Source organism: Comamonas sp. MYb396 (genome assembly GCF_037479555.1).
In the GTDB taxonomy this organism is placed as follows: Bacteria; Pseudomonadota; Gammaproteobacteria; order Burkholderiales; family Burkholderiaceae_C; genus Comamonas.
The window spans coordinates 485,376-511,219 of sequence record NZ_JBBGYU010000001.1 but is presented as its reverse complement, the minus strand read 5'-3'; the positions used below and the strand labels follow the sequence as shown (position 1 = coordinate 511,219).

Annotated in this window: 26 protein-coding genes, 2 tRNA genes and 2 riboswitches; of the genes, 11 read left to right on the top strand and 17 right to left on the bottom strand. The window is 62.4% G+C overall.

Translation table 11 applies throughout. The features are described from left to right. Positions 1-50: 50 nt before the first annotated feature. Positions 51-162: riboswitch (glycine riboswitch) on the bottom strand. Between the two features lie 17 nt (positions 163-179). Continuing rightward, positions 180-299, bottom strand: a riboswitch (glycine riboswitch). Between the two features lie 97 nt (positions 300-396). From WH265_RS02475 to WH265_RS02455, 5 genes are all read right to left on the bottom strand, one after another. Then, complete coding sequence (locus WH265_RS02475; protein WP_339557213.1) at positions 397-1,671, bottom strand: TRAP transporter large permease; 1,275 nt, start codon at positions 1,669-1,671, stop codon at positions 397-399. Then, positions 1,668-2,162 (bottom strand): TRAP transporter small permease, encoded by a 495-nt coding sequence (locus tag WH265_RS02470; RefSeq protein ID WP_027011305.1) that lies wholly within the window; start codon positions 2,160-2,162, stop codon positions 1,668-1,670. Before WH265_RS02470 ends, WH265_RS02475 begins: the two co-directional genes overlap by 4 nt. 160 nt (positions 2,163-2,322) lie before the next feature. Further along, complete coding sequence (locus tag WH265_RS02465) at positions 2,323-3,300, bottom strand: TRAP transporter substrate-binding protein (protein WP_339557212.1); 978 nt, start codon at positions 3,298-3,300, stop codon at positions 2,323-2,325. A 311-nt stretch (positions 3,301-3,611) separates the two neighbouring features. Further along, on the bottom strand, positions 3,612-4,367 hold the full coding sequence (locus WH265_RS02460; RefSeq protein ID WP_339557211.1) for a nucleotidyltransferase family protein: 756 nt from the start codon (positions 4,365-4,367) through the stop codon (positions 3,612-3,614). Positions 4,368-4,415: 48 nt separating this feature from the next. Continuing rightward, complete coding sequence (locus WH265_RS02455; protein ID WP_021028605.1) at positions 4,416-5,540, bottom strand: sterol desaturase family protein; 1,125 nt, start codon at positions 5,538-5,540, stop codon at positions 4,416-4,418. Positions 5,541-6,019: 479 nt separating this feature from the next. On the opposite strand from WH265_RS02455, the gene WH265_RS02450 reads away from it, so the two are divergent. After that, positions 6,020-6,481, top strand: a complete 462-nt coding sequence (locus WH265_RS02450; protein ID WP_043341700.1) for an Lrp/AsnC family transcriptional regulator — start codon at positions 6,020-6,022, stop codon at positions 6,479-6,481. Positions 6,482-6,613: 132 nt separating this feature from the next. Here the strand turns inward: WH265_RS02450 and hemP are convergent, their stop codons facing one another. From hemP to WH265_RS02410, 8 genes are all read right to left on the bottom strand, one after another. Beyond that, positions 6,614-6,814: a hemin uptake protein HemP gene (gene hemP / locus WH265_RS02445; RefSeq protein ID WP_021028607.1), complete on the bottom strand. Its 201-nt coding sequence runs from the start codon at positions 6,812-6,814 to the stop codon at positions 6,614-6,616. A gap of 222 nt (positions 6,815-7,036) precedes the next feature. Beyond that, positions 7,037-8,086, bottom strand: coding sequence for a Bug family tripartite tricarboxylate transporter substrate binding protein (locus tag WH265_RS02440; protein WP_339557210.1), 1,050 nt, complete (start codon positions 8,084-8,086; stop codon positions 7,037-7,039). Between the two features lie 235 nt (positions 8,087-8,321). Continuing rightward, on the bottom strand, positions 8,322-8,735 hold the full coding sequence (locus WH265_RS02435) for an ExbD/TolR family protein (protein ID WP_339557209.1): 414 nt from the start codon (positions 8,733-8,735) through the stop codon (positions 8,322-8,324). Positions 8,736-8,737: 2 nt separating this feature from the next. Beyond that, positions 8,738-9,463 carry a MotA/TolQ/ExbB proton channel family protein gene (locus WH265_RS02430; RefSeq protein WP_021028610.1) on the bottom strand — a complete coding sequence of 242 codons (726 nt, stop codon included), beginning with the start codon at positions 9,461-9,463 and terminating at the stop codon, positions 8,738-8,740. 23 nt (positions 9,464-9,486) lie between these two features. Further along, complete coding sequence (locus tag WH265_RS02425; RefSeq protein ID WP_312986414.1) at positions 9,487-10,215, bottom strand: energy transducer TonB; 729 nt, start codon at positions 10,213-10,215, stop codon at positions 9,487-9,489. 102 nt (positions 10,216-10,317) lie between these two features. Beyond that, the gene (locus WH265_RS02420) at positions 10,318-10,590 is read right to left on the bottom strand and encodes a (2Fe-2S)-binding protein (RefSeq protein WP_021028611.1); all 273 of its coding nucleotides are present in this window, start codon (positions 10,588-10,590) and stop codon (positions 10,318-10,320) included. Between the two features lie 514 nt (positions 10,591-11,104). Further along, positions 11,105-11,392: an SWIB/MDM2 domain-containing protein gene (locus WH265_RS02415; RefSeq protein ID WP_021028612.1), complete on the bottom strand. Its 288-nt coding sequence runs from the start codon at positions 11,390-11,392 to the stop codon at positions 11,105-11,107. A 250-nt stretch (positions 11,393-11,642) separates the two neighbouring features. Beyond that, a complete protein-coding gene (locus WH265_RS02410; RefSeq protein WP_339557208.1) occupies positions 11,643-12,611 on the bottom strand; it encodes a DMT family transporter in 969 nt (322 codons plus the stop codon). Between the two features lie 414 nt (positions 12,612-13,025). Here WH265_RS02410 and aceA point away from each other — a divergent pair, with 414 nt between their 5' ends. Together aceA and WH265_RS02400 are read left to right on the top strand one after the other, a co-directional pair. Beyond that, complete coding sequence (gene aceA, locus WH265_RS02405; protein WP_021028615.1) at positions 13,026-14,357, top strand: isocitrate lyase; 1,332 nt, start codon at positions 13,026-13,028, stop codon at positions 14,355-14,357. A 176-nt stretch (positions 14,358-14,533) separates the two neighbouring features. Then, positions 14,534-14,929, top strand: a complete 396-nt coding sequence (locus tag WH265_RS02400; RefSeq protein ID WP_339536506.1) for a cupin domain-containing protein — start codon at positions 14,534-14,536, stop codon at positions 14,927-14,929. 98 nt (positions 14,930-15,027) lie between these two features. Here WH265_RS02400 and argG read toward each other — a convergent pair whose 3' ends face one another. The 4 genes from argG to WH265_RS02380 all read right to left on the bottom strand — a co-directional run bounded on the left by argG (position 15,028) and on the right by WH265_RS02380 (position 18,365). Then, positions 15,028-16,365 carry an argininosuccinate synthase gene (gene argG / locus WH265_RS02395; RefSeq protein WP_021028617.1) on the bottom strand — a complete coding sequence of 446 codons (1,338 nt, stop codon included), beginning with the start codon at positions 16,363-16,365 and terminating at the stop codon, positions 15,028-15,030. Between the two features lie 128 nt (positions 16,366-16,493). Beyond that, the gene (gene ppnP, locus WH265_RS02390; RefSeq protein WP_021028618.1) at positions 16,494-16,811 is read right to left on the bottom strand and encodes a pyrimidine/purine nucleoside phosphorylase; all 318 of its coding nucleotides are present in this window, start codon (positions 16,809-16,811) and stop codon (positions 16,494-16,496) included. Between the two features lie 201 nt (positions 16,812-17,012). Then, the gene (locus tag WH265_RS02385) at positions 17,013-17,801 is read right to left on the bottom strand and encodes a glycine zipper 2TM domain-containing protein (protein ID WP_339557207.1); all 789 of its coding nucleotides are present in this window, start codon (positions 17,799-17,801) and stop codon (positions 17,013-17,015) included. 201 nt (positions 17,802-18,002) lie between these two features. After that, a complete protein-coding gene (locus tag WH265_RS02380; RefSeq protein ID WP_339557206.1) occupies positions 18,003-18,365 on the bottom strand; it encodes an ArsC family reductase in 363 nt (120 codons plus the stop codon). A gap of 46 nt (positions 18,366-18,411) precedes the next feature. On the opposite strand from WH265_RS02380, the gene folC reads away from it, so the two are divergent. From folC to WH265_RS02340, 8 genes are all read left to right on the top strand, one after another. Then, on the top strand, positions 18,412-19,731 hold the full coding sequence (gene folC / locus WH265_RS02375; RefSeq protein WP_339557205.1) for a bifunctional tetrahydrofolate synthase/dihydrofolate synthase: 1,320 nt from the start codon (positions 18,412-18,414) through the stop codon (positions 19,729-19,731). Positions 19,732-19,793: 62 nt separating this feature from the next. Next, positions 19,794-20,750 carry an SPOR domain-containing protein gene (locus WH265_RS02370; protein WP_339557204.1) on the top strand — a complete coding sequence of 319 codons (957 nt, stop codon included), beginning with the start codon at positions 19,794-19,796 and terminating at the stop codon, positions 20,748-20,750. Positions 20,751-20,877: 127 nt separating this feature from the next. After that, a complete protein-coding gene (locus WH265_RS02365; protein WP_021028622.1) occupies positions 20,878-21,417 on the top strand; it encodes a CvpA family protein in 540 nt (179 codons plus the stop codon). 19 nt (positions 21,418-21,436) lie between these two features. Further along, the gene (gene purF, locus WH265_RS02360; protein WP_021028623.1) at positions 21,437-22,948 is read left to right on the top strand and encodes an amidophosphoribosyltransferase; all 1,512 of its coding nucleotides are present in this window, start codon (positions 21,437-21,439) and stop codon (positions 22,946-22,948) included. A gap of 30 nt (positions 22,949-22,978) precedes the next feature. Continuing rightward, a complete protein-coding gene (locus tag WH265_RS02355; protein WP_312986398.1) occupies positions 22,979-24,193 on the top strand; it encodes an O-succinylhomoserine sulfhydrylase in 1,215 nt (404 codons plus the stop codon). Beyond that, the gene (gene gltX, locus WH265_RS02350; RefSeq protein ID WP_339557203.1) at positions 24,190-25,590 is read left to right on the top strand and encodes a glutamate--tRNA ligase; all 1,401 of its coding nucleotides are present in this window, start codon (positions 24,190-24,192) and stop codon (positions 25,588-25,590) included. The genes WH265_RS02355 and gltX overlap by 4 nt, the downstream gene beginning before the upstream one ends. Before the next feature lie 64 nt (positions 25,591-25,654). After that, a tRNA-Ala gene (locus WH265_RS02345) sits at positions 25,655-25,730 on the top strand. 37 nt (positions 25,731-25,767) lie between these two features. Further along, positions 25,768-25,843, top strand: a tRNA-Glu gene (locus WH265_RS02340). Position 25,844 lies beyond the last annotated feature (1 nt).

The following is a 25,844-nucleotide window of genomic DNA, read 5'->3' as shown; positions in this document are numbered from 1 at the left end:
GACTCTCCAGGGCAAATAACAAGGCATGCAGCCGTTGCCGGTTGCACGCTGTTTGCCCTGCTGTCCGCTTTACCTGAGAGATTCACCCGCCGCCTTGAGGCCTGGGGGCTTGCTCCTTCGGTGGATGGCGTCCAGGCGCCACCTCTCTCCAGCTGGGAACGCCGGCAGGCATAAGCTGCGCGGCGGGGCCAGTCCTTTTGCCTGAGCGTTCAGCAGCTGCATCTGCAGTAGCCTGCGCCTTCGGCGGCCGCGCTGCGCGTTGGGGTCCAACGGGGGCGACTCTCTCCTGACTGCGGCGATTTTAGCGGCAACTGGCCGCTTGCGCCTGCAAAAGGGTCGGCCAACACACAAAAAAGCCACCGGCGGGCGGTGGCTCAGCGATGCAAGCGGGCCAGATCAGCGGTAGACCAAGTCGCGCAGGGCCAGCGAGATGCCCGGCACATAGGTAATCACCATCAGACACAGCAAGATCACCCCGACAAAGGGCAGCAGGTGTTTGATGATCTGGTCCAGTGATATTCGGGCCACCGTGCAGGCGGCAAACAGGTTGACACCAAAGGGCGGCGTGATCATGCCCAGCGCCAGGTTCACCACCATGATGAGGCCAAAGTGCACCGGGTCGATGCCAAAGTGCATGGCCACGGGTGCCAGGATCGGGGCCAGCACGATGATGGCGGCACTGGTCTCGATGAACATGCCGATGATGAACAACGCCGCGTTCACGCCCAGCAGGAACATGGCCGGGCTTTGCAGCACCTCTTCGAGCCAGCGGCCAATCGCATCGGGCACACCGGCGCGGGTGATCAGGAACGCGAACAGGCCGGCATTGGCGATGATGAACATGATGATCGACGAGGAGATCGCCGATTTGCGGAAGATCGCATACAGGTCGCGGATCTTGATTTCGCGGTAGATCAGCATGCCCACGACCAGCGCATAGAACACGGCCACGGCCGAGGCCTCGGTGGGGGTGAAGATACCGCCATAGATGCCGCCCAGAATGATCACCGGCATCAACAGCGCCCAGCCCGCCTGCAGCGTAGCCTTGCCAAAGCCCAGCCGGCCCTCGCCATCGTTCTTGCCCCAGCCCTTGTATTTGCAATAGGCCCAGACAAAGAACATCAGTGCGGCGCTGATCAGCAGCCCGGGTCCAAAGCCGGCGATGAACAGCTCACCGATGGACACCTCGGCGCTCACGCCATAGAGAATCATCGGAATCGATGGCGGGATGATCACCCCCAGCTCGGCACTGGTGGCTTGCAGCGCGGCGGCATAGGTCTTGGGGTAGCCGTGCTTGATCAGCGCGGGGATCAGGATGGCGCCAATCGCAAAGGTAGTGGCGACCGAGGAGCCCGAGACGGCAGCAAAGATCATGCAGGTGAGCACGCAGGTCATCGGCAGGCCGCCCTGGATGCCGCCGACAATGCTCTTGGCAAACTCCACCAGCCGGCGCGAGATGCCACCGGTCTCCATCAGGTTGCCGGCCAGAATAAAGAACGGGATCGCAGCCAGCGGGAATTTGTTGATCGCGCCAAACATCTCCTTGACGGAGATAAGCATGTTGGCATTGCTGACCTGGATGCCCAGGATGGCGGCCAGGCCGATGGAGACGGCCACGGAGACGGTGAGTGCAAAGCACAGCACCATGGTGGTAAGCATCACGGCGGTCATTGCGCGTTCTCCAGTTCGGTATTTTGGGGTTCGAGCAGGTTGCCGATGACGCCGAGCACGGCAAACAGCGCGCCGACCGGCACAGCCAGGTAGGCCCAGAACATGGACAGCGATTCGAGACCGGCCATGGTTTGCACGCCGCCTCGGCGCGCATAGTCCCAGCCCCACCAGATCAGCACGGCCAGCAGCGCCAAGGTGGCGATGCAGACCAAGCCGCTGAGCACGCGGCGCATCGCCGGTGGTGCCCAGCGCTTCAAGACATCGACGCTGACCATCGCGCCTTGGCGAAAGGCCATCGGGATCGCGAGAAACACCATCCAGATCAGGCTGAAGCGGATCAGCACTTCGGTCCATTCGGCGGGCTCTTCGAGCACAAAGCGGGTGATGATCTGGAACATGCCCAGCGTGGATGCGATGGCCAGCATCAGGCAGGCGCCAGCCATGGCGATGCCTGATGTCCAGCGCTCAAAAGCAAGAAAAGCGTTTTTCATGGTGACCGGGGTGGGCAGGCGCATGCAAAGCCGCCTGGCGCCACCCTCCTTGCGCGAGTTGACACAGCAACTGCTGGCGCCTTGCGGGCGTCAGCAGCGGTGGGGGGACCAAGGGAGGCGCTGCGATGGAGAGGTGCAGGCACCTGTCCCAGCGCAGGGCTTATTGGAAGTTGCGGATGCGGTCGAGGTTAGCCTTGCCGAACTGCTTTTCGAAGTCGGCATTGGTCTTTGTCAAGGTGGCGACAAACTTGGCTTTGTCGACGTTCTCGACCACCTGCATGCCCTTGGCGCGCAGCTCGGCCACGCCGTTGGTGTCGTCTAGGTCCACACGGGCGCGGTTGGCCTTGGTGGCAGCCTGGGCGGCTTGCACAAAGGCAGTCTTGTCGTCGGCGCTGAGCTTATCGTAGGCGGCCTTGTTCATCACCAGGATGCAGGGCGAGTAGACATGGCCGGTGAGGCTCAGGTGCTTTTGCACCTGGTCAAACTTGGCCGAGGTGATGACCGGCAGCGGGTTCTCCTGGCCATCGACCGTGCCCTGCTGCAGTGCGGTGAACACCTCGGGGAAGGCCATCGGCGTGGTGATGATGCCCAGCGCCTTGTAAGCCTGGATGTGGACCGGGTTCTCCATCGTGCGCATCTTCAGGCCCTTGGTGTCGTCGGGGCTGTTGATCGCGCGCTTGGAGTTGGTCATGTGGCGAAAGCCGTTCTCGGCCCAGGCCAGGGCCTTGAAGCCCTTGCTGTCGAACTTGGCCAGCAGCTCGTTGCCGATGGGGCCGTCGAGCACCGCGCGGGCATGGGCCTTGTCGCGGAACAGGAAGGGCACGTCGAGGATCTTGGTCTCGGGCACAAAATTGGGCACCGGGCCGCTGGAGCTGAAGGCCAGCTCCTGCGTGCCCAGCTGCACCGCTTCGATCGACTCGCGCTCACCGCCCAGCGCGCCGTTGTAGAAGGTCTGCACCTTGTAACGGCCACCGGTGCGCTGCTCCACTTCCTTGGCAAAGGTATCGATGGCCACACCCTGGTGCGAGTTCTGGGCCACCGAGATGCTGATGCGCATCGTCGTCTGCGCCAATGCGGGGCCTGCGGCCATCAGACCCATTGCGATACCGATACCCCAGGCCAATTTTTTCATCTGCATGACGTGTCTCCCCGGCTGTGCCGAATGGTTTTGTAGGAGCCTGCGGATGCCCGCACGCGCTTTGCATTGTGGGCAAGCCGGGGCTATTCGGTATTGGGGTTTTTATGATGTCGAACGTCTGGGCCTTGCCGTTATTGGTGGATTTATATCTAAGTGATTGATAAATAAACAAGGTGGGCGATTAATCTGGCCGGTAAATGTCGTCGCCTCTGTCTCCGTGTGGACAGAGTGGTAGGCTTTGCCGCAATTCCCGCAACCCTGCCAGGGCATCGCATCGGGGCCGATCTGGACCCTGGTGCTGCTTGGGCGGCTCAGGGGTTGAGCGCCTGCAGGCGCTCCACCGTGCCCACATCCACCCAGGTGCCGTCGTAGCGGCTGGCACTGCAGCGGCCCGCCTGCATCGCTGCGCGCAACTGCTGCACCAGCGGCATCTTGGTGCCCTGCGGATTGCCGGCAGGGATATCGCAGTAGGGCGCGCTGAACAGGGCTTTTTTCAGCAGCGCCACCGAGCAGTAGGTCAGGCGCGGGCGCGGGTCGCCTGCAGCGGGGTTCTCGGCCCGGCCCTCGGCTGTCAGCACAAAGTCGCCCTGGGGGTGGTGGGGCGCATTGGGCACCAGCCACAGATGGGCCAGGTCATCGCTGTGCGCAAAGCGCTGGCGCAGGGCCTCGTCAAAGGGGAAGCCGGGGATAAAGACATCGCCCGAGACCAGCCAGAAGGCATCGTCGAGCAGCGGCAGCGCGCGGCTGATGCCGCCGCTGGTCTCGATGCCGCCACCAAAATCCAGATCCTCGCGGGAGTAGGCAATCTGCAGCCGTTCTGCACCTAGCTGCGCCTCAGCGGGGGCGGCGGGCCAGGCATCGGCCACCTGCTGGCCCAGCCAGCCGGTGTTGATGACCAGGCGTTGCACGCCGGCGCGGGCGAGCTGCTCCATGCTGTACTGCATCAGCGGCTTGCCTTGCACGGGGAGCAGGGGCTTGGGCCTGTGGTCGGTCAGCGGGCGCATGCGCTCGCCCCGGCCGGCGGCCAGCACCATGGCCTGGGCGCGAAAATCGGGAGGAAATGACATGGGTGATGGAGGCAAAGGGGTCGGGCGTCCAAGCGCAGCGGGCCGTGCTCAGCCCTTCCAGGTGAAGGGAAACTTCAGCTGCTTGAAAAAGCCGTTGGGCACATAGTCGCCGAGCACGCCGTAATCGGTAGGCCAGACTTTATCGCTCTTGACGGCGGTGCCAAACACATAGTCCAAAAAGGCGAAATGGGCGGCGTAGTTCTTGTCCAGCGCCTCGGCATCCTGGCTGTGGTGCCAGTGGTGGAAGTTGGGCGTGACGATGATATAGCGCAGCGGGCCCAGCCGCACGCTGACATTGGCGTGGTTGAACACCGCCTGGAAGCCGACGATGATGATGTAGGCATCGATCACCTCCTTGCTAAAGCCCAGCACATAGATGGGCGCGAGCACCAGGGTGCGGGTGATCAGCAGCTCCAGAATGTGCTGGCGCGAGCCGGCCAGCCAGTCCATGCTTTTGACGCTGTGGTGCACCGCGTGGATGCGCCAGAGCAAGGGCACCTCATGGTAGGCGCGGTGCGTCCAGTACTGCACCAGATCGGCCACCAGGATGATCAGGAACAGCGCAACCCAGAAGTTCAGATTGGCGACCCAGCCCCGGATGCCGTCATGGGCGGCCCAGCCAAAGAACTGGTGCACCATCAGGTTGGTGGCCAGCAGCACAAAGCCGACCACCATGTGGTTGACCAGAAAGTGGTGGAAATCGGTTTGCCACTCGGGGCGGAAGACGGGCTGGTCCTTGCGCAGCGCAAACAGCTTTTCGATGAAGATGAAGATCAGCGCGCTGCCCAGCAGGTCCAGAATGAACCAGTCCAGGCCGATATAGGGCGTGTTGGTGGCAAAGCTGCCCACGGGCACCTTGTGGCCGCCCAAGAGCGCCGACAGCACCACCAGGCCAAAAGCCGAGGCGGCCAGCCAGCGCACCCGGCCCAGCACGATCAGCGCGACCGACAGGCCCCCGGCAATCACCATGCTCCAGAACAGCAGCTGGCGCATCACATCGACGTTGTAGCTGCGGCGCAGCTCAGGCGTGGTGAGGTACTGCGGGAAGTGAAAGGCCAGCACGCCCAAAAAGCACAGTGCTGCCAAGATCAGCGCAATGACGCCGGCCACCATGCCCCGGCCCGCGCGCAAGGCGCCATGGCTTTCAGACAGTTCGTTGAGTCGCTTAAACATAGCTGCTTATTGACCGTTCGTATGCGCTGATCTCCAAACTCTTAGGCGCATAGAGGGCGGTCTGTTGTCGTTGTTCCAGGGCGCCACTATGCCATGGCACAGGCGCAAGCTGCGCAGGGAAACGGGGACGCAAATGCAATAGTTTTGTTACATAAGAAGCGAGCGAGGGGGCCTCTGCGTCACCGTTGCCAAGTGGCATGGATGTGGATCTGCTGGGACCGCGTTCAGACGATAGCAGCGGCGTTTGCAGAAGGCGCCAGTTGCGCCGCAATGCAACAGCCCCCATGGCAGCGGTAACCGCCTGGGGGCTGGTGGAGAGAGGGGCTGCCGGTAAGCAGGCTCTGCCAGAAAGAGACTTCGGTAAAAGTGTTTCGATGCAGAAAGTATGCAGGTCTGTGCACCAAAAAATATTTTGTTTTTCTGGGTTTATGCCATTAATATAGAAAAATATTCTAAATTCTTGACTGCTGCAGAAAATCATGCTTCTCGATACGTTGGACCGCAAAATACTCCGCCAGCTGCAACACAACAGCCGCGCCAGCCTGCAGGAGATTGGCCAGGCGGTGGGCTTGAGCGCCTCGCCCTGCTGGGGCCGCATCAAGAAGATGGAAGAGGCCGGCGTGATCCAGGGCTATTCGGTGCGGCTGTCGCCCCAGGCGCTGGGCCTGGGCGATACGGTGCTGGTGATGGTGACCCTCGACAGCCACAGCGACAACACCTTGGAAAAGTTTGGCGAGCTGCTGGCCACCATCCCCGAGGTGGTGGAGGCGCACCTGGTCTCCGGCGAGTACGACTACCTGCTGCGCGTGGTCGTCAAGGACACCCGCGACTACGAGCGCCTGCTGCGTGAGAAGCTCTACAAGATCAAGGGCATACGCCACAGCCAGTCAAGCTTTGTGCTGCGCACGCTCAAGCACGCGGATTTGCCGCTGGGTGTGTAGTGAGCCTCCTGCATCGCAAACCCGGCGCGCATAAAAAAGCCAACTTCCAGGAGTTGGCTTTTTGCTGTGCACGAAGCTGGGCGCTTGCCCCGGCCTTTGGGGGAGGGGGAAGCAATCCGGTACCGGGCTTGCTTACTTGGTCAGGATCAGCTTGCCCAGCTTGGTGGTCTGCAAACGGTAGATGGCGCCGTTGTGCACGATGGATACCGCTTTGGCGCCTTGGAGCAGCTCACTGCTCTCCAGCGCGGCCGATTGCGTGGCATGGCCTTGGGACGCGCTGGCACTCTTGCTGGCAGCGGCAAGCGGGGTGGCGGGTAGGGCGATGGTTTGCATGGCAGTGCTCACAGGGATAAAACTGAAGCAAATGATAACGATTCGTATTCGTGAAGTCCAGTGTTTATTTGAAATTTGCCACGGTAAAAGGCAAAAAGCCACGGTCGCGGCGTGGGCGACCGTGGCGGGGGCAGGCTGGTGCGGCCTTTGCGGCGCGAATCCAGGTGCTAATCGAGGTGCCTATCAAGGTGCCAGCAGGCATGACGAGGCGCCAACAGGCGCTCAGGTCGGCTGCACACCGGCATCGGCCAGCAGCTTTTTCCAGATCGGCAGCTCACGCTTCCAGTCGTCCTGAAAGCGCGCCGGGCTGTCATCGGTCAAAGGCACAAAGCCGGCCACCAGCACGCGGGCATTGACATCGCGCGTCTGCAGGGCCTTGCGCACTTCGGCGCCGAGCTGCTCGAGCACGGGCGCCGGCGTGCCGCCAGTGGCCGCCATGCCCAGCCAGCCGGAGATCGTGAACGCGTCTTGCTTGTGGCCTTGTTCGGCAAAGGTGGGCACGTCGGGCAGCGCGGGCACGCGGTTGGGGCCGGTGAAGCTGATGGCACGCAGCTTGCCGCTGTCGATATGCTGCTTGAGCGAGAGGATGCTGCCGATGCCCATCATCAGCTGGCCGCCCACGAGGTCTTGCACCATCGGCGCCTCGCCCTTGTAGGCGATGTGGCTCATGTCGGCGCCCGTCATGTTGCTCAGACTCGCCAGCACCAGATGGCCTTGCGAGCCAATGCCATAGCTGCCGTAGGAGAGTTTGCCCTTGTTGGCGCTGATGTAGGCGATGAGCTCTTGCAGATTGCGCGCGGGCAGCTGACTGTTGGTCACCAGCACAATCGGCGCCCAGCAGATGCGCACCACCGGCACCATGTCCTTTTGCGGGTCATAGGCCATTTTCTTGAACATGAACTGGTTCGACAGCATCGTGCTGGTCGTCCCCAGGGTCAAGGTATGGCCATCGGCCGCTGCCTTGGCCACGGCATCACAGGCGAGCAGGCCCGCCGCGCCGGGGCGGTTGTCGACGATGGCCGGTTGGCCCATTTGCTGGCCCAGCCGGTCGCTGACGCTGCGCGCCAGCACATCGGTGGCGCCACCTGGGGCAAACGGAACGATCACGCGCAGGGGCTTGGTCGGGAAGCTGGCCTTGTCGCTGGCTGCGCGCGCGACCGTGGCGAGCGGCAGGCCACTGGCAGCGGCTGCGTTGGCCAGCGCTAGGCGCAGCACCTGGCGCCGGCGCAAAGGTTTTGGGAATAGGGATGGCTGGGTGCGGGACGTCTTCATCAATCGGTGTCTCCTCAATCTAGTGATAGTTGGGGGAGGCGCTGGTGATGGTCGGTTTGCCCGCCGCTGCTTCGGCCAGTACAGGTCGCCACGGCGCTTGTCCTGCGGCCCAGTTTAGGCAGGGCAGGCGGGCGGCTGGCGTCGCTTGGGCGTCACTGCGGGTAAACCTGATCCGGTCTGCATCCGCCATGAAAAAAGGGCTCCTGCTGGAGCCCTTGCCGGGAGGGTGGGCGGTTTACTCGCCCACCTGGTCGGTGATGAAGCCGATCTTCTTCAGGTTGCTGCGCTGGGCGGCAGCCATGGCCTGGGCCACTTTCTCGTACTTCACATCGCGGGCACCGCGGATGTGCAGCTCGGGCTGGGGCTCCTTGCTGGCCTCGGTCTGCATATTGGATTCCAGCTCGGCGTCGGTCACGGCCTTGCCGTTCCAGTTGTAGGTGCCATCGGGCAGGATGGCCAGCTGGATGGTGTCGGGCTTGGCGTCTTCCGGCGTGTTGACGGCACGCGGCAGGTCGATGTTGACCGAGTGCTTCATCACCGGTACGGTGATGATGAAGATGATGAGCAGCACCAACATGACGTCGACCAAGGGCGTCATGTTGATCTCGTTCATGACCTCATCGGCATCGTCTTGCGTTCCAAAAGCCATGATCAGGCACCTTTCTTGAGCGGCGTGACCACGGCGCCGGGCTTGCTGGAGTCCACATTCAGACGGGTGCCGGTCACGAAGAAGGCATGCAGGTCATGGGCAAAGCTGTTGAGGCGGTTGAGCACCGACTTGTTGCCACGCACCAGCGCGTTGTAGCCCAGCACGGCAGGGATGGCCACAGCCAGACCCAAGGCGGTCATGATCAGCGCTTCACCGATGGGGCCGGCGACCTTGTCGATCGAGGACTGGCCCGACATGCCGATGGCCACCAGCGCGTGGTAGATGCCCCAGACGGTGCCGAACAGGCCGATGAAGGGGGCGGTGGAGCCCACCGATGCGAGCACGGCCAGACCCGATTGGGCGCGCGCGGTGAACTCATCGATGCCATTGCGCAGGCAGCGCGTGATCCAGTCGCTGACGTCCAGCGAGTCATGCAGGTGCTCGGCCGTCTTGCGGTGGTGGGCGGTGGCTTCGCGGCCTTCGATGGCCAACTGGCGGAACGGGTTGTCGCCTTGCTCGCCCAGCTTGCTCAGGCCGGCTGCGAAGTCAGCGCTGTGCCAGAAGTCCTGGGCATTGCGGGCGTACTTCTTGAAACGCATGATGTCGAGCGCCTTGATGACGATCACGATCCAGGAAGCGAGAGACATGGCCACCAGAATGACTGCGACCGTCTTGGTCACGAAATCTCCCTGAGCCCAGACGTGGGCGATGCCGAATTGCGAGTCCATAACTGATCCTATTTCCGTTCGATTTAATTGAGTTCCCACTTGATGGGCACGTTGACCCACATGGGCCGGGGAGTTCCGTTGGAGGTGCCTGCCTTGAAGCGCCATTTGCGCACCGTATCCATGGCGGCCTGGTCCAGACGGTCATAGCCACTGGACTTCTTGAGCTGCAGCTCCTGGGGCTTGCCTTCTTCGTCGATGTAGGCGCGCACGATGGTGGTCCCGGTCTCGCCCATACGGCGGCTGATGGCCGGGTACTGCGGAGCGGGGTTGTTCAGGTAGGCGGCATTGCTCGACGGCAGCTGGATCACCGGTGGCGGTGGAGGCGCTGGCGGTGCGGGCGGAGCCGGTGGAGGAGACGGCGGAGCGGGCGGCGGCGCCTCGATGGGCGGTGCCGGTGGCTGGGCCTCGGTGGTGCCGGTCACTGCGTTGGGCGCAGGCGTCGGGTCCTTGATCGCCTGGGGCTTGGGCGCAGGTTTGGGGACGGGCTTGGGCGTGGGCTTTGGCGGCGGCGTCGGTGCGGGCGGTGGCGGCTTGGGAGTCGGAGGCGGGGGCGGCGCAACCACGGGCATCGGCTCGGGCGCAATCAGCTGCACCATGACCGGTTCGGGCTTGGGCATCTCGACTGCTGCACTTTTGAGCAGGCCCGCCTGCAAGGCCCAAAGACCTGCGACGTGCGCTGCCAGCACCGAACCCGTAACCACGATATTGCGCCCCATTTTTTTGGAGGGGCTGTAAGGGTCTGGTGAGAGCATAAGGGCAATAAAAAATGCTGCAGCCTGAAGCCGCAGCACGGCATATCAATGCGTTGGTGGCTTATTTCTGAAAGACCCACCAGAGAGAGGCAGCGACCAGAATCAGGCTACCGAGGACAGCGGCGAAGAGTTCCATGCTTTGCTTTCCATGATGGTGGTGGCAAGCTGGACCGGGTGCACTGCTGCTTCATTGCGCAAGGCAGCAACCGGACGCGACGCGCTGCATTGCTCGACCACATCGCGGGCGCAACCTTCGCAGCAGCCGCATTGCAGTCCAACACCCAGTTCGAACTGGATCTCATCGAACGACATACCCGCATGCGCGTGGCGAGCGATCTCTTTGTCCGAGACTCGGCGGCAAACACAAACGATCATGGTCAGATGAACAGCGTGGTGGCTGGCTAGTGAATAACTGAAGGGAATTATAAATAAGAATTTGTCGCATTCGCAATAATCTCCTGAGCGCAATAGGGGTGCTGTGGCCCATAGCTAGGCGATAGCCTGTGTATCTGGACCAGATTGTTAGTATTTATTGTTATAAATCAATAGTCTGTGCAATCAGCTGTTGGAAGCATGCTTACACAAAAAATAGCAGGCCTTGGCGGCTTCACACAGATCTGCCGGGCCGCGTGATTGCGCAAAGGGCGGTTGAATGCTGCATGAGGAGGGTGAATGTGGGCAGAAATGGCGTCCATCGCTGCCCAAGGAAAGGTCTCCTTGCACGCTTTGCACGGCCCTTGCCATCCATCGATAAAGGCCATGGCGTGCTGGCGCAGCGCTTGGAGGGACGGCGCCTGCCTGTGAAGAGCAGGCGTAAAAAAACCAGCATGCCTGATGCTGGTTTTTGGACGGCAGCGCAAAGGACTGCGCTGCGCAAGGTCGGCAGGACTTACTTGACGTGCTTGCCGATCAGGCCAGCCATCTCGAACATCGACACCTGGGGCTTGCCAAACACCTTCTTGAGCTTGTCATCGGCGTTGATCATGCGCTTGTTGGCGGCGTCTTGCAGGTTGTGGGCCTTGATGTAGACCCACAGCTTGCTGATGATTTCCGTGCGTGGCAGTGGAGCGGTGCCCACAACAGCGCCCAGTTCTGGGCTTGGGGTCAGCGGCTTCATGAAGGCTGCGTTGGGGGTGCGCTTCTTTGCAGGCGCTGCGGTCTTAGATGCGGTTGCCATGTTTTGGTTTCCTTGTGTCAATATCTCTATCGCCAGCCAGAGTTTCCCTCCGCTGGTTACGGCCATGCTAACGGCAAAAAAACCGCTTTCCAAGGGAGCGCCGCATTTTTTTGCCTCGAAATGTTGCTTGTTTTAGCTTTGCTAACCTTTGTTGATGGATCAAAGCTATCAACAAGCAGCTTAGGGCGTTGATTCTTGTCAGATTGGGGCCTTTTCCCCTCGGAGCATGGTACTGGCTCCCAAGGCGGTGTCAATCGGGGTCGCGTTGCAAAACTGTCTGCCCTCTGCCACGCAGGGGCATTGGCAACGTGGTCAGTGCCAGGCTGGAGACGGCAATCGCAAAGGCCAGCATCTGCAGGCCGCCCAGTGTTTCGCCCAGAAACACCACACCCACCAGCGCGGTGGACAGCGGCAGCATCACCGTGAACACTGCGCTTTGCGAGGCGGGCACGACCTGCAGCCCGGTCATCCACAGCCAGACCGTGACCATGCAGGCCGCCAACGCATAGCCGACCAGCAGCAGCCAGGTGGCGGTGCCCACCTGGCCAAAGTCAAAATGCCAGGCCAGGTACAGGCCAAAAGGCAGGGTCAGCATAAAGCCCCAGAGGTTGATCAGCGCCGCAATGCGCTTGGGGCTCAGGCTGCTGGTGAGCTTTTTGCCGATGACGGCGTAGCAGGCCTCGCACAACACCGCGCCCACCAAGAGCAGCTGTCCGAGCCAGTGCTTGCCGGGGTCTGCGTCGGCGGTAGAGGCTGCAGCCGCGCCCGCATGTGCGCCGGCAGCGGGCTTGGCCAAGGCCAGCAGCACAATGCCCAGCACGGCCAGGCTGATGGCGACCATCACGCGCCCGCTGATGCGCTCCTTGAGCACCAGCCAGCTGAGCAGCGCAATGGCTGCCGGGATCGTCGCCATCGTGACACTGGCGGTGACGGCACTGGTCATCGACACGCCGGTGATCATGCACAGCGTAAAGAGAAAGTTGCCAAAAAAGGATTCGAGAAACAGCAGCCCCTTGGCCTTGGCGGGCAATGGCGCCTCATGGGCCGGGCGTTTGAGCCAGCCGAGCATGGCCACCCCGCCAATGCCAAAACGCAGCCAGGCCAGCAGCAAGACCGGAAAAGTGGCGGCCAGCGGCTTGGAGAGCGCGACATAGGCGCCCACCAGCGACATGCTGAGTGCCAGGTAGAAATAAGCCAAGGGCTTGCTATGGATGCGCATGGGTGCAAAGACTAAAAGGGGAGCGGGGCGATCGGGGCAGGCGGGGCCAGGCGCAAGCAAGCTGTCATATCCGCTTTGCACAATGGGCCATGCGCATCATGCCGCAATTGGCCAGCCTCTGGCAGGCAGCGCTGCTGCAGCCTGGACAGCAGTGGTTCTGAAAACGGATTCTCATATTGTGAAATATGCTGATATTGCAGTGCGTCAATATTTCTCAATACGAGAAATCGCATTTCTCAATGCGAAATAGTATTAATAGCATGTTGATTTTTAATGATTAAAAATTAGTCTTATATAAGACATAAGACGAAAATATGCGGCGGGGCAGGCGTACAGTATGAGCCATGGACAGACGGTATCTGTCCACCAGTTTTCAATCCGTTAGTTCAACCCACTTGACCACAGGAGTTCCCCATGTCTCAGAAACTGAACCAGCAACTCAGCCGCGAACAGCAAATTGCCGCCCTTGAATTGGATTGGGCGCAAAACCCCCGCTGGAAGGGCGTCAAGCGCGGCTACTCGGCTGCGGACGTGGTGCGTCTGCGCGGCAGCGTGCAGCCGGAGTACACCTTGGCCCAGCGCGGCGCCCAGGTGCTGTGGGACAAGATCAATGGCGGTGCCAAGAAGGGCTATGTGAATGCCTTTGGCGCGATCACCGCAGGCCAGGCCATGCAGCAGGCCAAGGCGGGTCTGGAAGCGGTCTACCTGTCGGGCTGGCAGGTGGCAGCGGACGGCAATACCTCGGAGACCATGTACCCCGACCAGTCGCTCTACGCCTATGACTCGGTGCCCACCATGGTGCGCCGCATCAACAACACCTTCAAGCGCGCTGACGAGATCCAGTGGGCCAAGGGCGTGAACCCGGGCGACAAGGAGTTCATCGACTACTTCCTGCCGATCGTGGCCGATGCCGAAGCGGGCTTTGGCGGCGTGCTCAATGCCTTCGAGCTGATGAAGAACATGATTGCCTCGGGCGCTGCCGGCGTGCACTTTGAAGACCAGCTCGCTGCCGTCAAGAAGTGCGGCCACATGGGCGGCAAGGTGCTGGTGCCCACGCATGAAGCCTGCGAGAAGCTGATCGCTGCGCGTTTTGCCGCCGACGTGATGGGTGTGCCCACCATCGTGCTGGCCCGCACCGATGCCGAAGCGGCCAACCTGATCACCAGCGACCACGACGCCAATGACAAGCCTTTCCTGGTGGGCGAGCGCACGCAAGAAGGCTTCTACCGCGTCAAGAACGGTCTGGAGCAGGCGATCAGCCGTGGCGTGGCCTACGCGCCCTATGCCGATCTGGTGTGGTGCGAGACCGGCACGCCGGACCTGGGCTTTGCCCGCGAATTTGCCCAGGCCGTGCATGCCTCCAGCCCCGGCAAGCTGCTGAGCTACAACTGCTCGCCATCGTTCAACTGGAAGAAGAACCTCGACGACGCGACGATTGCCAAGTTCCAGGACGAGCTGGCGGCGCTGGGCTACAAGTACCAGTTCATCACCTTGGCCGGTATCCACAGCAACTGGTACAACACCTTCAAGTTTGCCCACGCCTATGCCCGTGGCGAAGGCATGAAGCACTATGTGGAGATGATCCAGGAGCCCGAATTCGCTGCCCGCGAGCAAGGCTACACCTTTGTCTCGCACCAGCAGGAAGTGGGCGCAGGCTACTTCGACGATGTGACCACGGTGATCCAGGGCGGCTCGTCCAGCGTCAAGGCGCTGACCGGCTCGACCGAGGAAGAGCAGTTCCACTGATCTGCGACGCCTGTATGCGCTGCAGGCGAGACGGCCTGCAGGCGCAGCAGATGCAGCAAGGCGGCACCATCGGTGCCGCCTTTTCTTTGGCTTTTCGTCCCAGCGCTGAGGCGCAGCGCACCAGCGCTGCCAGATAATCGCTGCTTGCGCATTTGCAACGCTTATTGATCACTGCCATGTCCACTGCCGCCGCTGCCACCTCTGCCACGCCCGCTGCCCCCAAGATCTCCATCATCCATTGGCCCGCCAAGACCCTGGTCAATCCCGTCATCGGCAAGCCCAGCCGCCCGATCAGCGGCGATACCGAGTACCAGACCATGAATGTGTTCGAGGGTCTGGGCGGCAAGGTGAGCTCGGGCACCTGGCAGTCCACCGCCGGCCACTTCAGCTCCAATGTGCAGGGCTATATCGAGTTTTGCGTCATTGTCGAAGGCGACTGCCGCCTGGTCGACCCCGATGGCACCGTGCACCGTTTTGGCGTGGGCGACCATTTCATCATGCCCGAGGGCTGGACCGGCCACTGGGAGGTGGACAGCTTTGTGAAGAAGGTCTACCTGGTGGCCGAGGCCTGAGCACCGTTCTTCCCCAGCGTATTCAGACGATAAAAAAACCGCCGTGGCCTTGGCAGGCACACAGCGGTTTTGCTGAGTGGAAGGATTCCGCTGGGGAATTACTTCTTGTCGTTGCCCAACTGGGGCAGCGCGTGGCTGCCGCTGGCGGTCAGCAGGCCGGTCTGGGTGTAGATGGCCAGCTTGTCGCGGGTGTCCATCAGGTCCAGGTTGCGCATGGTCAGCTGGCCAATGCGGTCGGCGGGGCTGAATGGCGCGTCTTCCACCTTTTCCATCGACAGGCGCTCGGGCTTGTAGGTCAGGTTGGCCGATTCGGTGTTCAAGAGCGAGTAGTCGTTGCCACGGCGCAGCTCCAGGGTCACGGTGCCGGTGATGGCACGGGCCACCCAGCGCTGGGCGGTTTCGCGCAGCATGATGGCCTGTGGGTCAAACCAGCGGCCTTGGTACAGCAGACGGCCCAGGCGCAGACCGTTGATGCGGTACTGCTCGATGGTGTCTTCGTTGTGGATGCCGGTCACCAGGCGCTCGTAGGCGATGTGCAGCAGCGCCATGCCGGGGGCTTCGTAGATGCCGCGGCTCTTGGCTTCGATGATGCGGTTCTCGATCTGGTCGCTCATGCCCAGGCCGTGGCGGCCGCCGATGCGGTTGGCTTCCAGGAAGAAGGCGACCGGGTCTTCGATGCGCTGGCCGTTCAGGGCCACAGGGCGGCCTTCTTCAAAGGTGACGGAGACTTCCTCGGCCTTGACGTCGACCTCGGGCTTCCAGAACGCCACGCCCATGATGGGGTTGACGATGCGGATGCCGCTGTTCAAGAACTCCAGGTCCTTGGCTTCGTGGGTGGCACCCAGCATGTTGGAGTCGGTCGAGTAGGCCTTCTCCGCGCTCATCTTGTAGCCAAAACCTTCCTTGGTCATGAAGGCTGACATCTCGGCGCGGCCGCCCAGCTCGTCGATGAAGGTCTGGTCCAGCCAGGGCTTGTAGATCTTCAGCGCAGGGTTGGTCAAGAGGCCGTAGCGGTAGAAACGCTCGATGTCATTGCCCTTGAAGGTCGAGCCATCGCCCCAGATGTTGACGTCGTCTTCCTTCATTGCGGCCACCAGCATGGTGCCGGTCACGGCGCGGCCCAGCGGCGTGGTGTTGAAGTAGGTGATGCCACCGGTGGAGATGTGGAAGGCGCCGGCCTGGATGGCGGCAATACCTTCGTTGGCCAGCTGGCTGCGGCAGTCGATCAGGCGGGCCTTCTCGGCACCGTATTCCATGGCCTTGCGCGGGATCTCGTCGTAATCGGACTCATCGGGCTGGCCCAGGTTGGCCGTGTAGGCGTAGGGCAGCGCGCCCTTGTTCTTCATCCAACGCAGGGCTGCGCTGGTGTCGAGGCCGCCGGAGAAGGCGATGCCGACCTTCTGGCCGACGGGAACATGTTGCAGGATGGTTTCCATGGTGTGGCTTTTCTCTAAAAACAGGCGCTGCTGCGGTGCTGTCGGGTGTGGGCTGGTTCAGCGATCGGCCCGAGCAGCTTTGTGCAGCGGGAGGTATGCGCCAGCTGGCCCGGCGCAGGTCCCAAAAATCAGGCGTAGTGGCAGATGTAGTGGTAGGCCTCGGCCACGCGGATATCGAACTTGCTGTTGGCCGGAACGCTGAACTTGTCGCCAGGGCCGGACTTTTTCCATTCGTCGCTGCCGTCAAGCTTGTACTCGCAGGCGCCGGCAACGCACTCCATGATCTCGGCGGCGGCCGTGCCAAAGGTCAAGGTGGCTGCAAGTACCACACCAACCGATTGCTTGGTGCCGTCAGCCAGCTGGTAGCTGTGGCTGACGCACTTGCCATCAAAATAAACATTGGCCTTGGTGGTGAGGCGTACGCCGTCGATGCTCTCAGTGATCATGGAAGACAACAGGTAAAAGGAGGAAAACCACCATTGTAGGCGAGGCCTTTGCCCGTCTCTGGAACATGGTGGGGCAGTTGAGCGGCATGGCAGGCATAAAAAAGCAGCAGTACCGGAGTACTGCTGCTGGTGGCCGGGCCACACCTGGCTGGGCCACACCTGGCCGGGACGCGCCACCGCAATGGCGCGTCGCTCTTTGGCTTAACGCCAGTGGCCGCGGTGGCCGCCCCAGTAACCGCCCACGCCAATCTGCACCGAGGGCTGCAGCATGACGGGCGGCGGCGCATAGTACACAGGCGCCGGCGCGACATAGACCGGGGGCGGCGCCATATAGACGGGCTGCTGGTAGACCGGCTGGCTGCTGACGACAACGCCGGGCTCCGGTGCCGTGTAGGCATAGTCCTGCGCAGCAGGGTTGTCGTAGGCCGAAGCGGCAGGCTGCACGCTCAGCGGCAGCCATTCGCCCGGCGCCGTGGCCGTGCGGGTGCTGTAGCGGCGGCCCGCGTATTCATACTCCACGTTGTAGCCATCGGGCTGGTTTTGCGTGGTGTACTGGTTGGCGCATTGCCGCACCGTCTGGTAGCTGGGGGTGCCGCCTTCGAGCTGGTTGCCAATGGCCGACCCGGCAATGACGCCAGCGCCGGTGGCCGCTGCGCGGCCAAACCCATGGCCAATGCCATTGCCGAGCAAGCCGCCGACCACGGCGCCGGTAATCGCGCCCACGCCGGAGGTGCGCTGGCCGGCATACACCTGCTGGTCATTGCAGACGGTTTGCGGCGTGTTCACCTGGCGGTAGGCCGGCGTGACCGACAGCACCCGGCCATAGGGTTGCTCGCCCGCAGGCAGAGGCGGCTGCGCGCCAGGCGCTTGCTGCGGCAAGAAGGGATCGGACGAGGGCGAATAATTTTGGGCCCAGACCGAGGGGCTGGCTGCCGCCAAGGTGGACAGCGCAGCCAGCACGATCAGGCGGGCTGAGGGCAGATGTGGCATGAATGCCTCCAAAAAAGCGATAAGTTGCTGGTGCTCAACGCGCCAGTACCGAGACTGGGCGACACGCTTTACACCGCCTGCACAAATATCTAAGACTTTGCTCAAAGCATAAAGTTCAGCATGCACCCATGCTGCCGCTGGCGTGTATCTATGCCATGTCGCAGCGTAAAGCACCGGTCAACACCGCCCAGCCGTATCCGCTCAGGCGATCTTGCTGTTCCAAACCGCTTCATCAAAGCCCACGGTGACGGAGCCATCGGACCATTCGACCACCGGGCGCTTGATCACGCTGGGGTTGGCAATCATCAGCGCGCTGGCGCTGTCGGCGTCCGTCACGGCTTGTTGCACGTTGGGATCCAGCTTGCGCCAGGTGGTGCCTTGGCGGTTGACCAGCTTTTCCCAGCTGGCCTTGGCGATCCAGTCGGTCAGATGGCTGGCGGGCACACCCGCTTTCTTGAAATCATGGAATTGGTGGTCGACGCCCTGCGCCTCCAGCCAGGTGCGGGCTTTTTTGACGGTGCTGCAGTTGGGGATGCCGTAGACGGCGATGGTGTGGTTACTCATGGACAGCAATGATGACACAGCCGCAATTACGCGACAATCTGACCCCATGCAAACCCGTTTCGATACCTTGGAGCAGTGGCTCGCCCACTGCGAGCAGATTCATCCCAAAACCATTGACATGGGGCTGACCCGCGTCAAGGCCGTGGCCGAGCGCCTGGCGCTGCGCTTTGCCTGCCCGGTGATCACGGTGGCGGGCACCAATGGCAAGGGTTCGACCTGCGCCATGCTGGAGGCCGTGGCGCTGGAAGCTGGCTACCGCCCCGGGGTGTTCACCTCGCCCCACCTGGTGCATTTTGAAGAGCGCTGCCGCGTGCATGGCGAGATTGTCTCGGCCGCCGATCTGCTGCCGCATTTCGAAGCGGTGGAAGCAGCCCGCCTGCAGGCGCCCGAGATTTCGCTCAGCTATTTCGAGTTCACCACCTTGGCGATCCTGCGCCTGTTGAGCCAGGCCAGGCTGGATGTGGCGATTCTGGAAGTGGGCCTGGGCGGCCGGCTGGACGCCACCAATATCATCGACACGGACTGCGCGGTCATCACCAGCATCGACCTGGACCATATGGACCTGCTGGGCCCGGACCGCGAATCGATCGGCCGGGAAAAGGCCGGCATCATGCGCCCGGGAAAACCGGCCGTTGTCAGCGACCCGGTGCCGCCGCAAAGCGTGATCGATTACGCGCAGAGCATTGGCGCCGACCTGTGGCGCTTTGGCCGCGATTTCAACTATGAAGGCGACAAGCAGCAGTGGAGCTGGGCAGGGCGCGGCCGGCGCTATGCCGGCATGGCCTACCCGGCGCTGCGCGGTGCCAACCAGCTGGTCAATGCGTCTGGCGTGCTGGCCGCCTACGAGGCCTTGCGCCAGGTGCTGCCGGTCACGGCCCAGGCCGTGCGCAATGGCCTGGCGATGGTGGAGCTGCCAGGCCGCTTCCAGATCGTGCCTGGCCAGCCGGCGGTGGTGCTGGATGTGGCGCACAACCCGCATGCGATTGCCGCACTGACGGCCAACCTGGATGCGATGGGCTACTTTCCCACCACCCATGCCGTCTTTGGTGCCATGCACGACAAGGACCTGACGCCGATGCTGCGCAAGCTGGGCCCCCTGGTGGACCGCTGGTATTTCTGCGACCTGCCCACGGACCGGGCCGAGAAGGCGGTGGACCTGCAGTCCAAATGGAATGCCGTGCACCTGCTGTCCGAACAGCGGCGCGAAGTGGCTACAGCTTGTTACCCGGACCCGATGGCCGCATTCCAGGCGGCCGTCGAAGCGGCAGGGCCCGCTGATAGAATCGTCGTTTTCGGCTCGTTCTTTACGGTGGGCGGGGTGTTGAAGCACGGTGTGCCACGGCTCGATGCCAAGCACCTGAACTAAAAGCAGCCCCACGATGGGGCCGCTCCCAGCGACCTGTTTTCAAGCTCCACCTCCAATCGTCCATGGCAATTTTCAATCTTCGATGGCCCGGTAAAAAGCAACAGGAAGCGGAGAGCCCGCGCGTGATTCGCGCGCCGCGCAGCAATCCTGCCGAGAGTGTGGATGCCATGCGCCGCCGCGCGCGCCACCGCCTGATCGGTGCCACCGTGCTGGTGCTGGCGGCCATCATCGGTTTTCCGATGCTGTTCGACACCCAGCCGCGCCCGGTGCCAGTCAATGCCTCGATTGAGATCCCGGACCGCGAGCGCGTGGCCGCCCTGGCCGTGCCGCCTGCGTCCAACGCCGCAGCGCCGCACGGCAGCCATTCGGGCAATGACAATGGCCTGGATGCAGGCGAAGAGATTGTTGGCGCAAGAAGCAATGCAGCCACGGCCCCAGCGGCCGCTGGCGCTACCGCAGCAGCGGCCGCCGCAGCTACCGCTGCTGCCAGCAAACCCGCGGACAAGCCTGCGACCCCCACCGCCAAGCCCGAGCCAGCGGCCAAACCAGAGCCCGCTGCCAAGCCAGAGCCGAAACCTGAGCCCAAGCCAGCGCCTAAACCCGAACCCAAGCCCGAGCCCAAACCGGAGGCCAAGCCCAAGGAAGAGCCCAAGCCCAAGCCCGCAGAACCCGCCAAGCCCAAGCGCGATGACGAGGCCGACCGGGTCCGCGCGATGATGGAAGGCCGCACGGCCACTGCGCCTGCAGCAGCACCAGCCGCTGCCCCCGCTGCCAAGCCGGCGGCCGCTGCCAGCCGCTATGCGATCCAGGTGGGTGCGTTTGCCGAGGAGAGCAAGGCGGCCGAGGTGCGTGCCAAGCTGCAGATCGCCGGTGTCCCGGCCTATACGCAATCGGTCAAGACGGCGTCGGGCAACCGCATCCGTGTGCGGGTGGGGCCTTTCAACAGCAAGGAAGAGGCCGACAGCGCCGCAGCCAAGGTGCGCGCCCAGGGCCTGCCCGCTGCGCTGCTGCCGATGTAGGACGGGCGCCGCAGCCATGTGCCTGAAGTTGTGACACCTATCTACCGCGCCTTGTCATCGCCATGTACCCATTGTCGGGTGCGGGCGCTGGCAGGCGCTCCCTGGCCCCTGCGGGCGGAGCATTGACATGTCGGCCCTGGACTGGGTATTTATCTTGATCCTGCTGGGGTCGGTGCTGATCGGCGCCATGCGCGGTCTGGTGTTCGAGGTGCTGTCGCTGATCAGCTGGGTGCTGGCCTTTTTTGCGGCCCGACTGTGGGGCGCTGAGATCGGCATGTGGTTGCCGATGCAGGAGATGGACGAGGGTGTGCGGATCGCCGCAGGCCTTGTGATCGTCTTTGTTGTCGCCATCTTTGCCTTGGGCCTGGTGATTCGCATCATCGGCAAACTGGTTCAGATCGTGGGTTTGCGGCCCTTTGACCGCACGCTGGGCGCGCTGTTTGGCGCCCTGCGTGGGGTGTTACTACTTGTGTTGATCGCTCTGGTTTTTATGCTGACATCGATGCGGGAATCGCAAATCTGGAACACTTCAGTCTTCGCACCGCATCTGGTGTCGGCAGTGTCAGTGTTGCGGCCATGGATGCCGCAAGAAATGGGAAGACATTGGTCTTCACTGGTGGATCAGCTCACCGAGGCTGGTTCACGCATCGCGGCAGAGCCGCGTTAACGTTTTTGGAACGCTCAATATGTGTGGAATCGTCGGAGTCGTCAGTAGCACGCCGGTCAATCAATTGATCTATGACGCGCTGTTGCTGCTGCAACACCGTGGACAGGATGCAGCAGGCATTGCAACCCAGCAGGGGCGCAAGTTCTTCATGCACAAGGCCAAAGGCATGGTCAAGGATGTGTTCCGTACCCGCAATATGCGGGCTTTGCCGGGCAATGTCGGCCTGGGTCAGGTGCGCTATCCCACGGCAGGCAATGCCTACAGTGAAGAGGAAGCCCAGCCTTTCTACGTCAATGCGCCTTTTGGCATCGTGCTGGTGCACAACGGCAACCTGACCAATGCCGTGCAGCTGCGCAAGGAGCTGTTCTCCACCGACCACCGCCACACCAACACCGAGAGCGACTCGGAAGTGCTGCTCAACGTGTTCGCCCATGAGCTCGAGCGCGCCACGCACGGCATCCCGCTGCAAAAGCAGGATGTGTTCAACGCCATCCGCGCGGTGCACAAGCGCGTGCAGGGCTCCTACGCGGTGATCGCGCTGATCGCCGGCCACGGTGTGGTGGCGTTCCGCGATCCGAACGGCATCCGCCCGCTGTGCATTGGCCGTGGTGCCGATGGCACCGTGATGGTGGCCAGCGAATCGGTGGCGCTCGAAGGCACGATGCAGCAGCTCGAGCGCGATATTGCACCGGGCGAAGCGGTGTTCATCGGCGATGACGGCTCGCTCACGTTTGAGCAATGCGCCGAAAGCCCCAGCCTGCACCCCTGCATTTTCGAGTTCGTCTACCTGGCCCGTCCCGATTCGGTGCTCGATGGCATGTCGGTCTACCAGGCGCGGCTGAACCTGGGTGAGTCGCTGGCCACGCGCGTGATCTCGATGGTGCCGCCCAACGAGATCGATGCGGTGATCCCGATCCCCGAATCGAGCCGCCCCAGTGCGATGCAACTGGCCCAGCTGCTGGGCAAGCCCTACCGCGAAGGCTTCGTCAAGAACCGCTATGTGGGCCGTACCTTCATCATGCCGGGCCAGGGCGCACGCAAGAAATCGGTGCGCCAGAAGCTCAATGCCATCGGCAGCGAGTTCCAGGGCCGCAATGTGCTGCTGGTCGATGACTCCATCGTGCGCGGCACCACGTCCAAGGAAATCGTGCAGATGGCGCGCGACGCTGGCGCCAACAAGGTCTACCTGGCCAGCGCGGCGCCACCGGTGCGTTACCCCAATGTCTACGGCATCGACATGCCCACCGCCAAGGAGCTGGTGGCCCATGGCCGCAGTCTCGAAGAGATTCGCCAGTACATCGGCTGCGACGCGCTGATCTACCAGGACGTCGACGGCATGAAGAACGCTGTGGGCAAATTGAACACCGGCGTGCATGGCTTTGAGGCCTCGTGCTTTGACGGTGTCTATGTCACCGGCATCACGCCCGAAGGCATCTCGCAGGTCAATGAAGGCCGTGTGTCCGCCGAAGAGGACGATCTCGATACCTCGCGTCTGTCACTGCGCAACGCAGATGTGACGGATGCGGCTTGATAGTGGTCTGCGTACTGCTTGGGAAGAAGAATGACTGATAAGAAATTGCCGCCGGGCCTGCATCCCGATACCTTGGCGGTCCGTGAGGCGGTGGAGCGCAGCCAATGGGGCGAGCACAGCGAAGCCCTGTACCTGGCCAGCAGCTTTGTGCAGCCCAATGCCGAGACGGCCGCGCGCCGCTTTGCCGCGCTGGAAGAGGGCTACACCTACACCCGCACCGGCAACCCGACGGTGACCAGCTTTGAGCGCCGCCTGGCCGCGATGGAGGGCACCGAGTGCGCCATCGCCACCTCGACGGGCATGTCCGCCATCTTGCTGGTGGCCCTGACCGTGCTGAAGACCGGCGACCATGTGATCTGCTCGCAGTCCATGTTCGGCTCGACGATCAAGCTGCTGGGCACCGAGATGGCGCGCTTTGGCGTGGAAACCAGCTTTGTGTCGCAAACCGATGTGGAGGCCTGGAAGGCCGCCATCCGGCCCAACACGCGCATGCTGTTTGCCGAGACGCCGACCAACCCGCTCACCGACCTGTGCGACATTGCTGCGCTCGCCGAGATCGCCCATGCGCATGGCGCCTTGCTGGCCGTCGACAACAGCTTTGCCACGCCGGTGCTGCAGCAACCGGCCAAGCTCGGCGCCGATCTGGTCGTGCATTCGGGCACCAAGTTCCTCGATGGACAGGGCCGCGTGATGGCGGGCGCCGTCTGCGGCACCGTCGCGCTGGTCGACAAGGTCATGGGCACCTTCTTGCGCAGCGGGGGGCTGAACCTCTCGCCCTTCAACGCCTGGGTGGTGATGAAGGGCATGGAGACCCTGTCCCTGCGTGTGAAGGCCGAAAGCGCCGCCGCGCTGGAGTTGGCACGCTGGCTGGAGTCGCATCCCAAGGTGGCCCGGGTGTACTATCCTGGCCTGGAAAGCCACCCGCAGCATGCGCTGGCGATGCGCCAGCAAAACGGCATGGGCGGCGCCGTGCTGGCCTTTGATGTGGTGGGTGAGGGCGCGGAACAGCTGCGCGCCAATGCCTTCCATGTGGTTGACAGCACCTTGCTGTGCTCGATCACGGCCAATCTGGGGGATGTGAAGACCACGATCACCCACCCGGCCAGCACTTCGCACGGCCGCCTGACTGAAGAGCAGCGCCAGTCCGCTGGCGTGGGCCAGGGCCTGATCCGCATCTCCGTCGGCCTGGAACACCTGGATGATTTGAAAGCCGACCTGTTGCGCGGCCTGGATACCCTGACATGAGCACCAAAGTACGTACCCGTTTTGCCCCGTCGCCTACCGGCTTTATCCATCTGGGCAACATCCGCTCGGCCCTCTACCCCTGGGCCTTTGCACGCGCCAACCAGGGCGATTTCATCCTGCGCATCGAAGACACCGACCTGGAGCGCTCCAACCAGGCCTCCGTCGATGTAATTCTGGAAGGCATGGCCTGGCTGCAACTGGACCCCAACGAAGGCCCGTTCTACCAGATGCAGCGCATGGACCGCTACAAGGAAGTGCTGGCCACGCTGCAAGAAAAGGGCGCCGTCTACCCCTGCTACATGAGCATGGAAGAGCTGGACGCGCTGCGTGAAAAGCAGATGGCCAACAAGGAAAAGCCACGTTACGACGGCACCTGGCGCCCCGAAGCAGGCAAGGTGCTGCCGCCGGTGCCCGAAGGCGTCAAGCCCGTGCTGCGCTTCAAGACCCCGCTCACTGGCGTCGTGGCCTGGGAAGACAAGTGCAAGGGACGCATCGAGTTCCAGAACTCCGAGCTCGATGACCTGGTCATTGCCCGCCCTGATGGCACGCCGACCTACAACTTCTGCGTCTGCGTCGATGACATGGACATGGCGATCACCCACGTGATCCGTGGTGACGACCATGTGAACAACACGCCGCGCCAGATCCACATCTTTGAAGCGCTGGGCGCCGATGTGCCCGTGTTTGCCCACCTGCCCACCGTGCTCAATGAGCAGGGCGAGAAGATGAGCAAGCGCAATGGCGCCAAGGCCGTCACCCAGTACCGTGATGAAGGCTACCTGCCCGATGCGATGGTGAACTACCTCGCGCGCCTGGGCTGGAGCCACGGCGATGACGAGATTTTCTCGCGCCAGCAGTTTCTGGAGTGGTTCAACCTGGACCACCTGGGCCGCAGCGCAGGCCAGTTCGACGAGGCCAAGCTGCGCTGGGTCAATGCCCAGCACATGAAGCTGACGCCCGATGACGAGCTGGCTGCCATGCTGACCCCGTTCATGAAGAACCTGGGTCTGGACAGCATCACCGTGGGCGACGGCCGCCTGCCGCGCATCTGCGCACTGTTCAAGGACCGCTGCGACACCTTGGCGGACCTGGCGCAATGGGCCAGCGTCTTCTACCAGGACGTGCAGCCCAGCGCGGAAGACCTCCGCGCCCATGTGACGCCCGAGATCATTCCGGTGATCGACGAGCTGCTGCAGGTGCTGCAAGAGGGCGATTGGAGCAAGGAGGCGATCAGCGCCGCCTTCAAGCAGGTGCTCAAGGCGCACGGTATCAAGATGCCGCAGCTGGCGATGCCAGTGCGTGTTTTGGCCGTCGGCACAGCCCATACGCCCTCGGTGGACGCGGTGCTTGCATTACTCGGTCGTGAAAAAATTATCGAAAGACTGCAAAAGCGCTGAAATACGCCCTATAATTCGAGTCTTCGGTGAGCAGCAACAAGTAAATTGTAAAACTTGCCGATACGGGGGTATAGCTCAGCTGGGAGAGCGCTTGCATGGCATGCAAGAGGTCATCGGTTCGATCCCGTTTACCTCCACCAAAGATTATCGGAAGCGAGAAATCGGTTCTTAGGTTTTGACCCTATCGTCTAGAGGCCTAGGACATCACCCTTTCACGGTGAGTACCGGGGTTCGAATCCCCGTAGGGTCGCCAA

Coding starts and splice junctions, on each gene's coding strand:
- WH265_RS02475 (WP_339557213.1), bottom strand. CDS start 1,671: ATGACCGCCGTGATGCTTACCACCATGGTGCTGTGCTTTGCACTCACC.
- WH265_RS02470 (WP_027011305.1), bottom strand. CDS start 2,162: ATGAAAAACGCTTTTCTTGCTTTTGAGCGCTGGACATCAGGCATCGCC.
- WH265_RS02465 (WP_339557212.1), bottom strand. CDS start 3,300: ATGCAGATGAAAAAATTGGCCTGGGGTATCGGTATCGCAATGGGTCTG.
- WH265_RS02460 (WP_339557211.1), bottom strand. CDS start 4,367: ATGTCATTTCCTCCCGATTTTCGCGCCCAGGCCATGGTGCTGGCCGCC.
- WH265_RS02455 (WP_021028605.1), bottom strand. CDS start 5,540: ATGTTTAAGCGACTCAACGAACTGTCTGAAAGCCATGGCGCCTTGCGC.
- WH265_RS02450 (WP_043341700.1), top strand. CDS start 6,020: ATGCTTCTCGATACGTTGGACCGCAAAATACTCCGCCAGCTGCAACAC.
- hemP (WP_021028607.1), bottom strand. CDS start 6,814: ATGCAAACCATCGCCCTACCCGCCACCCCGCTTGCCGCTGCCAGCAAG.
- WH265_RS02440 (WP_339557210.1), bottom strand. CDS start 8,086: ATGAAGACGTCCCGCACCCAGCCATCCCTATTCCCAAAACCTTTGCGC.
- WH265_RS02435 (WP_339557209.1), bottom strand. CDS start 8,735: ATGGCTTTTGGAACGCAAGACGATGCCGATGAGGTCATGAACGAGATC.
- WH265_RS02430 (WP_021028610.1), bottom strand. CDS start 9,463: ATGGACTCGCAATTCGGCATCGCCCACGTCTGGGCTCAGGGAGATTTC.
- WH265_RS02425 (WP_312986414.1), bottom strand. CDS start 10,215: ATGCTCTCACCAGACCCTTACAGCCCCTCCAAAAAAATGGGGCGCAAT.
- WH265_RS02420 (WP_021028611.1), bottom strand. CDS start 10,590: ATGATCGTTTGTGTTTGCCGCCGAGTCTCGGACAAAGAGATCGCTCGC.
- WH265_RS02415 (WP_021028612.1), bottom strand. CDS start 11,392: ATGGCAACCGCATCTAAGACCGCAGCGCCTGCAAAGAAGCGCACCCCC.
- WH265_RS02410 (WP_339557208.1), bottom strand. CDS start 12,611: ATGCGCATCCATAGCAAGCCCTTGGCTTATTTCTACCTGGCACTCAGC.
- aceA (WP_021028615.1), top strand. CDS start 13,026: ATGTCTCAGAAACTGAACCAGCAACTCAGCCGCGAACAGCAAATTGCC.
- WH265_RS02400 (WP_339536506.1), top strand. CDS start 14,534: ATGTCCACTGCCGCCGCTGCCACCTCTGCCACGCCCGCTGCCCCCAAG.
- argG (WP_021028617.1), bottom strand. CDS start 16,365: ATGGAAACCATCCTGCAACATGTTCCCGTCGGCCAGAAGGTCGGCATC.
- ppnP (WP_021028618.1), bottom strand. CDS start 16,811: ATGATCACTGAGAGCATCGACGGCGTACGCCTCACCACCAAGGCCAAT.
- WH265_RS02385 (WP_339557207.1), bottom strand. CDS start 17,801: ATGCCACATCTGCCCTCAGCCCGCCTGATCGTGCTGGCTGCGCTGTCC.
- WH265_RS02380 (WP_339557206.1), bottom strand. CDS start 18,365: ATGAGTAACCACACCATCGCCGTCTACGGCATCCCCAACTGCAGCACC.
- folC (WP_339557205.1), top strand. CDS start 18,412: ATGCAAACCCGTTTCGATACCTTGGAGCAGTGGCTCGCCCACTGCGAG.
- WH265_RS02370 (WP_339557204.1), top strand. CDS start 19,794: ATGGCAATTTTCAATCTTCGATGGCCCGGTAAAAAGCAACAGGAAGCG.
- WH265_RS02365 (WP_021028622.1), top strand. CDS start 20,878: ATGTCGGCCCTGGACTGGGTATTTATCTTGATCCTGCTGGGGTCGGTG.
- purF (WP_021028623.1), top strand. CDS start 21,437: ATGTGTGGAATCGTCGGAGTCGTCAGTAGCACGCCGGTCAATCAATTG.
- WH265_RS02355 (WP_312986398.1), top strand. CDS start 22,979: ATGACTGATAAGAAATTGCCGCCGGGCCTGCATCCCGATACCTTGGCG.
- gltX (WP_339557203.1), top strand. CDS start 24,190: ATGAGCACCAAAGTACGTACCCGTTTTGCCCCGTCGCCTACCGGCTTT.